The organism is Micromonospora arida (genome assembly GCF_042873195.1).
Classification (GTDB): Bacteria; Actinomycetota; Actinomycetes; order Mycobacteriales; family Micromonosporaceae; genus Micromonospora; species Micromonospora arida.
Window position 1 is genome coordinate 527,929 of record NZ_JBIALC010000004.1, and the last position, 7,895, is coordinate 535,823.

Consider the following 7,895-nt stretch of genomic DNA (forward strand, 5'->3'; position numbering starts at 1 on the left):
CCGATCAGTCGAGGCAGAACTCGTTGCCCTCGGGGTCGGCCATGACGAGATGACCGGCGCCCAACGGGGGAGCGGGCTCGTGCCGACTGAGCCGCTTGGCACCACGCGAGACGAGCCGTTCGGCTTCGGCCTCCAGGGCCGCCATCCGCTCGTCACCCTCCAGTCCGGGGGCTGCGCGTACGTCGAGGTGGACGCGGTTCTTCACCTGCTTGTGCTCCGGCACCCGCTGAAAGAACAGCCGTGGTCGTGTGCCCTCGGGGTCGACCACCGCCGACGCGTCGTTGCGGCTCTCCGGCGGCACACCCATCGCCTCCAGCGCCTGGTCCCACGACTCGAAGTCTCCGGGTGGTGCCTGTACCTGGTAACCGAGCGCGTCGGCCCAGAACGTGGCCAACCGCGCCGGGTCGGCGCAGTCGAACGTGATCTGGACGTCGCGGGTCACGGCGGATCCCTGCTTCCTGTTCTGGTCGGTCATGATCCCAGCCTTTCGCGGATAGCGGACAGGGCTGTTCCGCTATCCGTGCAACGATCGACGGGTGACCGTCGAGGCGACGACCGAGCGGGTGCTGCGCCTGCTGGCGCTGCTGCAACGACGACTGTCCTGGACGGCCACCGAACTCGCCGCCGAGCTGGGGGTCACCGGCCGGTGCGTGCGCCGCGACGTGCAGCGTCTGCGGACGCTCGGCTACCCGGTGCGCGCGGTGTCGGGCGTCGGTGGCGGCTACCAACTCGGCGCGGGCACCCGGCTGCCGCCGTTGCTCCTCGACGACGAGGAGGCGATCGCCACGGCGGTGTCTCTGCGGCTCGCCTCCGGGGGCACGATTGCCGGGGCGAGCGAGGCGGCGCTGCGGGCACTCACGAAGCTCGACCAGGTGATGCCGTCGCGGCTGCGCGCCGAGGTACGGGCGGTGCACGGCTCCACCGACACCCTCATCGGCCCGGTCGCCGAGATCGACGCGGAGCTGCTGGTGACACTCGCCCGGGCCTGTCGGGACGGGGTACGCGTTCGGTTCCACTATCCCGGCCGGGACGCTGGCGAGCGGGAACGGACGGTCGAGCCGATCCGGATGGTCACGACCGGCCGCCGCTGGTATCTGATGGCCTGGGACGTCGACCGCGCCGACTGGCGGACGTTCCGGCTGGATCGGATGCGGGGTGCGGTGGCGACGACCTGGCGTTTCCCGGCGCGCGAGCATCCGGATCCGGCCGCCTTCGTGCAGCGGGCCGTGACCGGGGCACCGTACCGCTACCTCGCCCGGGTGCGGGTGCACGCCCCACCGGAGCGGTTGCGGGAGGTGGTCCCACCACAGGTGGGGCGGGTCGAGGACGACCGCGACGGATGGTCCGTGCTGGTCGTCGGCGGCGACAACCTGGACTGGCTCGCCGCGCACCTCGCCCGCCTGGATCACGAGATGGAGGTGCTGGAGCCTCCCGAGCTGCGCGAGGCCGCAGGCCGGCTCGCCCGTCGCCTGGCAGTGCTGGCCGGTGCGACGTCGGAGCCCGGCGCGCGGTGACGCAGCGTGTAGTGGCGCAGCGACACCGGGCTGCCGTCGGGAGCGGCCCATGGTGCCGTGCTGGTGCCGACACACTGCCATCCTGCGCGCTCGTACAGCGCGGCGGCCGCGGTGCCATCGGCGGCCAACTCCAGCACCAGGTCCGTTCTGCGTTTGTCCGCCCACCGGCGGGCCCGGTCCAGCAGGGCGCTGCCCAGCGCCAACCCACGGGCTTTCGGCACCACGAAGAGACGAGCCACCTCGGCCGTCGACCGGCCGGGCGGCCCGTCCACCTGGTCGGGGATCCGATGCACCGCGACGTGTCCGACAACGGCCGCGTCGGCGTCGACGGCGACCCAGGCTCGCGCCGGGTGCGGCTCGCGCAGCCAGCGGTGCGGGTCGGCGGGCCAGTTCAGCGGGTACCCGTCGACCCGGTGAACCTCGGCGAGCGCCGCGACGCAACCGTCCAGGTCGGTGGCGCGCCGCCGACGGACAGCGGGTCGGTTCACAGGTCGTCGAACGGGCCGGCGTAGCGGAACTCGCCCCGGATCGACTCGCGCCAGGCGTGCAACGGGCGAGCCATGAAGTACTGCGGCCCCCACGGCTGCGGCGGGGTGACGCCCAGCTCGACGGCCGGCCGGAACCCGAAGCGCGGGTAGTAGTCGGGATGCCCGAGCAGGACCACCAGCGGCTCGTCCCGCGCGTCGGCCGCGCCGAGCACCGCGTGCATCAACGCACTGCCGACCCCGCGCCGCTGCCAGTCGGGCAGCACGCCCAGCGGCCCCAGGCCCAACGCCACCGGCGCACCACCCACCCGGCCGCGGGTGGCCACCACGTGCCCGACCACCTGGCCGTCCGAATCGGTCGCCACCAGGGAGTACGCGGGCAGCCAGCCCTCGTCGGCGCGCAGCGCGTCGACAAGGGTCGCCTCGACCGGTATGCCGTCACCGCCGTCGGCCTTGGCGAAGGCTGCGGAGTGCACCGCCCGAATGGCGTCGATGTCGGCGGGCGTCTCGCGTCTGATCAGCACCGCGCCACCATAGACGCGGTGAGTCGCCGGCTCCACGCGTTTATCGCAGGCACCGATCTGCCGGCGGTCGTCGTGCCTGGCGATCGTCGTGCCTGGCGGTCGTGGCGGCTGGCGATCGTGGTGGGTTGCGGTCGTGTGGGTTGCGGCCGTGGTGGCCGGCGGGCGGCACTTCGCGGACATGGCGGGGAAACGCTTGATGTTTGTGAGTCATCAAGATGCCGCCCAGTCATCAAGCTCACCGCGATCCGCGATCCGCGATCCGCGATCCCGGGCCTGGTACTTCTCTGGTCCGAGCGTGCGGCCCTCGCCGACGCTCCGGGCGTGATCTCAGCCGACGGCGGTTGCGGAGGGCGGGGCGCTGCCGCCCTGGGGTGCCTCCGGGACCATCAGCCGGATGATCTCCGCCTGGTCGGTGGGCGAGGGCAGTCCCCAATCCGGTCGGTAGCCGTACACCTGGTGCAGTGGGGTGGAGCCGGTGCGGCCGTCCAGGATCTCCACGGCGTCGGTGCCGATCAGGCCGGGGTGTTCGACGCCGCAGGCCTCGGCGACCTTGGTCAGGTCGCGGCGCAGCGTCCGCAGGTAGTTGGCCGCCCGGACCGACTTCAACGTCGGGTCCAGGCCCCGGGCGAGCCACGTGTTCTGGGTGGCGACGCCGGTGGGGCAGGTGTCGGTGTGGCACTTCTGCGCCTGGATGCAGCCGATCGCCAACATCGCCTCCCGACCGACGTTGACCAGGTCGCAGCCGAGCGCGAACGCCACGATGGCGTTGTCCGGCAGGCCGAGCTTGCCGCCGCCGACGAAGACCACCTTTTCATGCAGATCGTGCTCGGCGAAGATCTTGTACACCCGGGAGAAGCCCTGTTGGAACGGGAGCGACACCGAGTCGGTGAAGATCAGTGGTGCGGCCCCGGTGCCGCCCTCGCCGCCGTCGATCGTCACGAAGTCCACACCCCGGCCGGTGTCCCGCATCAGGGTGGCCAACTCCTGCCAGAAGCCCAGGTCACCGACCGCCGACTTGATGCCGACCGGCAGTCCCGTCTCGGCGGCCAGCAATTCCACCCAGTCGAGCAGGCTGTCGCAGTCGGAGAACTCGGCGTGCCGGGACGGGCTGACGCAGTCCTGACCGGCCGGGATGCCCCGGGTGGCGGCGATCTCGGCGGACACCTTCGCCCCGGGCAGCAGCCCACCGAGGCTCGGCTTGGCGCCCTGGCTCAGCTTGATCTCCAGCGCCCGCACCGGTGCGCCGGCGACCAGGTCCTTCAACCGGTCGAGGCTGAACCGGCCGTGTTCGTCACGGCAGCCGAAGTACGCGGTGCCGAGTTGGAAGACCAGCTCACCACCGTTGCGGTGGTACGGCGACAGGCCGCCCTCGCCGGTGTTCTGCAGGCAGCCGGCGAGCGCCGCCCCCTTGTTGAGCGCGGTGATGGCGTTGCCGGAGAGCGAGCCGAAGCTCATCCCGGAGATGTTGACGACCGACTCCGGTCGGAACGCCCGGGCGCGTCCCCGTGCCGCGCCGAGCACCTTCGCGCAGGGCAACCGCACGTCGTGCCCGGCGGTCGGTGACGACGGAGGCACGGCACGGCCGAACGTGCGGTGCTTGATGATCGGGTACCCGGCGGTGTACTCGATGTCGTTGTCAGTGCCGAAGCCGAAGTAGTTGTTCTCCTCCTTGGCCGACGCGTACACCCAGCGGCGCTGGTCGCGGGTGAACGGCCGCTCCTCGTTGTTGCCGGCCACGATGTACTGCCGTAGCTCCGGCCCGATCGTCTCCAACAGGTAGCGGGCCCGGCCGAGGACCGGAAAGTTGCGCAGCAGCGCATGGTCGCGCTGGATCAGGTCCCGCGCGGCGAGGGCCGCGACGGCGGCGGCGACAGCGGGTACGGCTCGACGGGCCCAGGTCATGCCCGGAACTCTTTCCGCCCGTGCGGCGGATCAAACCGGTGAGCTGCTGGTGGCGGTGCGGGTGCGCCCCGCACCGCCACCATGCGCTCAGCGGTGCCGGAACGACTCGCGGACCGATCCGCCGACGACCGTGCACCACGTGCTCGTGCTGAGCTTGCCGTTGCGGGGCAGCCCGTGCAGCGCCTGGAGGTCCTGCACCGCTCTCCGGGTGGCGTGGTCGTACGCCCCGGTGACGGTGACCGCGTACCCCTTGGTGGCGAGGATTTCCTGCACGGCCGTGACCGGCGCTCCGGCGGCGTGCTGGTCCAGCTCCGGCGCCAGCGTCTCCCAGGTCGGCGTGGTGAGTGTGGCGTCCACGTCCACCGCGATGCCGTTGCGGGCCTGCCAGTCCTGCACTGCCGCGACGGTCGCGGCGTCGAACGTGCCGCTGACGGTCACCGGGTAGCCCCGGTGGGCGAGCAGGTGCTGCACCACCCGGACCGAGGGGGAGTTGACGAAACGCCACAGGTCCGGCCAGCGGCGCGCCGGCACGTCTCCGAGCTTGGTGCCCAGGGCGGCGTGCACCCGCCGCCGCAGCTCGGGGAACTGCCGATAGAAGGCAGCGCCCGGGCACTGTGTGGTGCGGAAGTCCCAGTGGCCGAAGATGTCGTGCGCGTGCAGCCCGTACTGCCGGCAGATCGCGACGCAGAGCTTGACCAGCGAGTCGGTCAACGCCTCGGGTGGCGTCTCGGTGACGTAGGTGCCCTCGTTCTCGATGCCGATGGCCCGGCCGTTCTCACCCGGGCAGTGCGCCGAGATCATCTGCCGGTCGCCGGCTTCGAGGCGCTCCAGACTGCCCCGGCGGCCCTCCAGCACGTACCCGCCACGGCTCACCGTGAAGTGCTGGCCGGTGTCCGACCAGCCGTTGCCGTCCATGTGCAGGTCCTGGCAGTCGTGGGCCAGCTTGACCGCCTGCTCGCGGGAGTAGTCGGTGACGTTCGGGAACGCCATGTGGTGCACGATGATCTTGTTGGTGGCGATGGCGCTCACCGACAGCGGGTCCTTCGGCGGGCGGGCGGCCCACTCGTCACAGCTGATGATCCAGTCCAGGTCGGTGCCCGGCGCGGCCTGCGCCGCGCCCGGGAAGGCGAGTTCGCTCCCGACGACGGCGACCGTGGCGGCGCCGAGACCGGCCCGCAGCAGCGTCCGGCGATCCACTTCGGAATGGTCGACGTGCATTGCATCTCCTCCTGCGGCCCACGGCGGGGGGATGAAAAGTAGCTCCAGTGGCCGCACGTACTTCGGAGAATATTGCCAAGACTCGGCGGCGCGCTAGAGGTCGGCCACCCCCAATGGGCAGCCGGAAAACCGGTCGGCCAAAAGATCAACGTTCGGCTAACCTGGCCGCTGACGCGGGGGTGGGAGATGAAACTTGGTGAGGCGCTGACCGAACGCGCCGAAGCGGCACGACGGGTCGAGCAGCTGCGGACCCGGATCAACGGCAGCGCCCGGTACCAGGAGGGCGAGCTGCCTCCGGAGGACGCCGCGGTGCTCTTGACCGAGCTGGACCAGGTCCTCGACAACCTGGAGACGCTGATCCGGCGGATCAACCGGACCAACGCCACGGTGCCGGTCGACGACCTCGGCACGCTCACCGACGCGTTGGCCCGGCGGGACGTCCTGCGACTGCGGCACGCCGCCATCACGGCGGCCGCCGACGCCGCCGCTGGCAGCGGACGCGCTCACCTGGCCCGGCAGCTCCGCTCAGAGCTGAAGATGCTCGCCGCGTTGCCCGTCGCCGAGCTTCGGGAACGCGCCGACGGGCTCGCCGGGCAGCTCCGCGAGCTCGAGGTGCGGATTCAGCGCACCAACTGGGAGGCTGACCTGCTGGACTGAGTGACTCCAGCAGCGATGTGGAGCAGGTAGCCGTCGTGGAGGCGTGTACACACAGGGTCGGGCTGCAATCCCGGCACCCTTCTTGGCGCGCGGTGGGCAGCGCGGGGTTCGACTCCCCACGCACGACGCAGCCCAGCACCGAGGACAGGTAACACCGCAACGCGTACACCTCATCACCACGTACAGATCCTCGACGGCGAGGGCGGGTTCGGGGCACTCCACATCCGCGCCGCGTGCTGTTCGCTCACCGGTGCCCGGTCGTGCGGGCCACCCTGCCTGGTCGGCGTTTCCGCGCCTCGGGTCGGGGGTAGGTCGGGGCGGACCGTTCCGGCTGCCCCATTTAAGGAATGACCAGATGAGTGACAACGTCAGCGACGCGGTGGGCGACGCTCTCCGCTCGGTGATGCTCTTCCTGCCCAAGGCCGTCGCCTTCCTGGCGATCCTGGTGGCCGGATGGCTGATCGCCAAGGCCGTACTGAAGATCGTGGAGAAGGTCCTCGAACGGGTCGGCTTCGACCGCGCCGTCGAACGCGGCGGCATCCGCCGTGCGTTGAGCCGCTCCCGGTACGACGCCAGTGACATCGTCGCGAAGCTCGTCTACTACGCGGTGCTGCTGTTCACCCTTCAGCTCGCCTTCGGCATCTGGGGCCCGAACCCGATCTCCGACCTGCTCGGCGCGGTGATCTCGTGGCTGCCCCGTGCCTTCGTCGCGATCGTCATCGTCGTGGTCGCCGCCGCCATCGCCAACGCGGTCAAGGACATCATCAGTGGCGCGCTCGGCGGCCTGTCGTACGGCCGTGTGCTGGCCACCATCGCCTCGGTGTTCATCCTCGGCCTCGGCGTCATCGCGGCGCTGAACCAGATCGGTGTGGCCACCGCGGTCACCACTCCCGTGCTGATCGCCGTGCTGGCCACGATCGGCGGCATCCTCGTCGTCGGTGTCGGCGGCGGTCTGATCCGTCCGATGCAGAGTCGTTGGGAGTCGTGGCTGACCCGCGCCGAGCGGGAGTCGCAGCTGATCGCCGAGCACGCCCAGGCGTACCGGGCCGGTCGCCGCGACGCCGAGGCCGAGCTGGCCCGCCGGTCGGCCACCACCAGCGAGGCGGAGGCCACCCAGGTGGTGACCCGGCCGGCTGACGCGGAGGCCACCCAGGTGGTGACCCGGCCGGCCGACGCCGACGCGACCCAGGTGGTGGCCCGGCCCAGCGACCCGGAGGCCACCCAGGTCGTCCACTTCCCGGTCAGCTCCGACGCCACCCAGGTGGTCGGTCGCGGCGCCGTCGACGACGTTACGCCGACGCCGACGCCGGCCCGGTCCTCCGCGACCGACGACACGACCCAGGTGGTCAGCGGCTCGGCCGATTCGGACGTCACGCAGGGGGTTGGCACCGGCGTCGACCCCGACGCCACCCAGGTGGTCACGGGCGGCACCGATCGTGCGGTGCCCGGGCAGCGCACCAGCGACGACAGTGAGACCACCACGGTCATCCCGCCGGTCGACCGGCGCTGACACCAGCGGTACGGCGGCGGGGGGGGGGGGGGGGGGGTGGTGGGCCCCCCCCCCCCCCGGCCCCCCCCCCCCCCCCCCCCCCACG

At 71.6% G+C, this 7,895-nt stretch carries 7 protein-coding genes and 1 pseudogene; 3 read left to right on the forward strand and 5 right to left on the reverse strand.

Translation table 11 applies throughout. The features are described 5' to 3' along the window. Positions 1 to 4 precede the first annotated feature (4 nt). Positions 5 to 475: a VOC family protein gene (locus ACFYP0_RS16585; protein WP_355501748.1), complete on the reverse strand. Its 471-nt coding sequence runs from the start codon at positions 473 to 475 to the stop codon at positions 5 to 7. Between the two features lie 61 nt (positions 476 to 536). Here ACFYP0_RS16585 and ACFYP0_RS16590 point away from each other — a divergent pair, with 61 nt between their 5' ends. Beyond that, a complete protein-coding gene (locus tag ACFYP0_RS16590; RefSeq protein WP_357005200.1) occupies positions 537 to 1,514 on the forward strand; it encodes a helix-turn-helix transcriptional regulator in 978 nt (325 codons plus the stop codon). Here the strand turns inward: ACFYP0_RS16590 and ACFYP0_RS16595 are convergent. From ACFYP0_RS16595 to ACFYP0_RS16610, 4 genes are all read right to left on the reverse strand, one after another. Continuing rightward, the gene (locus ACFYP0_RS16595; protein ID WP_357005203.1) at positions 1,406 to 2,002 is read right to left on the reverse strand and encodes a GNAT family N-acetyltransferase; all 597 of its coding nucleotides are present in this window, start codon (positions 2,000 to 2,002) and stop codon (positions 1,406 to 1,408) included. The two genes, ACFYP0_RS16590 and ACFYP0_RS16595, sit on opposite strands and share 109 nt — an antisense overlap. Beyond that, complete coding sequence (locus ACFYP0_RS16600) at positions 1,999 to 2,523, reverse strand: GNAT family N-acetyltransferase (RefSeq protein ID WP_357005206.1); 525 nt, start codon at positions 2,521 to 2,523, stop codon at positions 1,999 to 2,001. Before ACFYP0_RS16600 ends, ACFYP0_RS16595 begins: the two co-directional genes overlap by 4 nt. Positions 2,524 to 2,850: 327 nt before the next feature. Next, positions 2,851 to 4,425, reverse strand: coding sequence for an FMN-binding glutamate synthase family protein (locus ACFYP0_RS16605; RefSeq protein ID WP_357005209.1), 1,575 nt, complete (start codon positions 4,423 to 4,425; stop codon positions 2,851 to 2,853). An 87-nt stretch (positions 4,426 to 4,512) separates the two neighbouring features. Then, complete coding sequence (locus ACFYP0_RS16610) at positions 4,513 to 5,643, reverse strand: peptidoglycan recognition protein family protein (protein ID WP_091406627.1); 1,131 nt, start codon at positions 5,641 to 5,643, stop codon at positions 4,513 to 4,515. Positions 5,644 to 5,829: 186 nt separating this feature from the next. On the opposite strand from ACFYP0_RS16610, the gene ACFYP0_RS16615 reads away from it, so the two are divergent. Beyond that, entirely contained in the window at positions 5,830 to 6,300 is a 471-nt protein-coding gene (locus tag ACFYP0_RS16615; RefSeq protein WP_124857301.1) for a DIP1984 family protein, read from the forward strand. A gap of 355 nt (positions 6,301 to 6,655) precedes the next feature. Beyond that, a pseudogene (locus tag ACFYP0_RS16620) lies at positions 6,656 to 7,417 on the forward strand (membrane protein); the annotation flags it as partial. Positions 7,418 to 7,895: the final 478 nt, after the last annotated feature.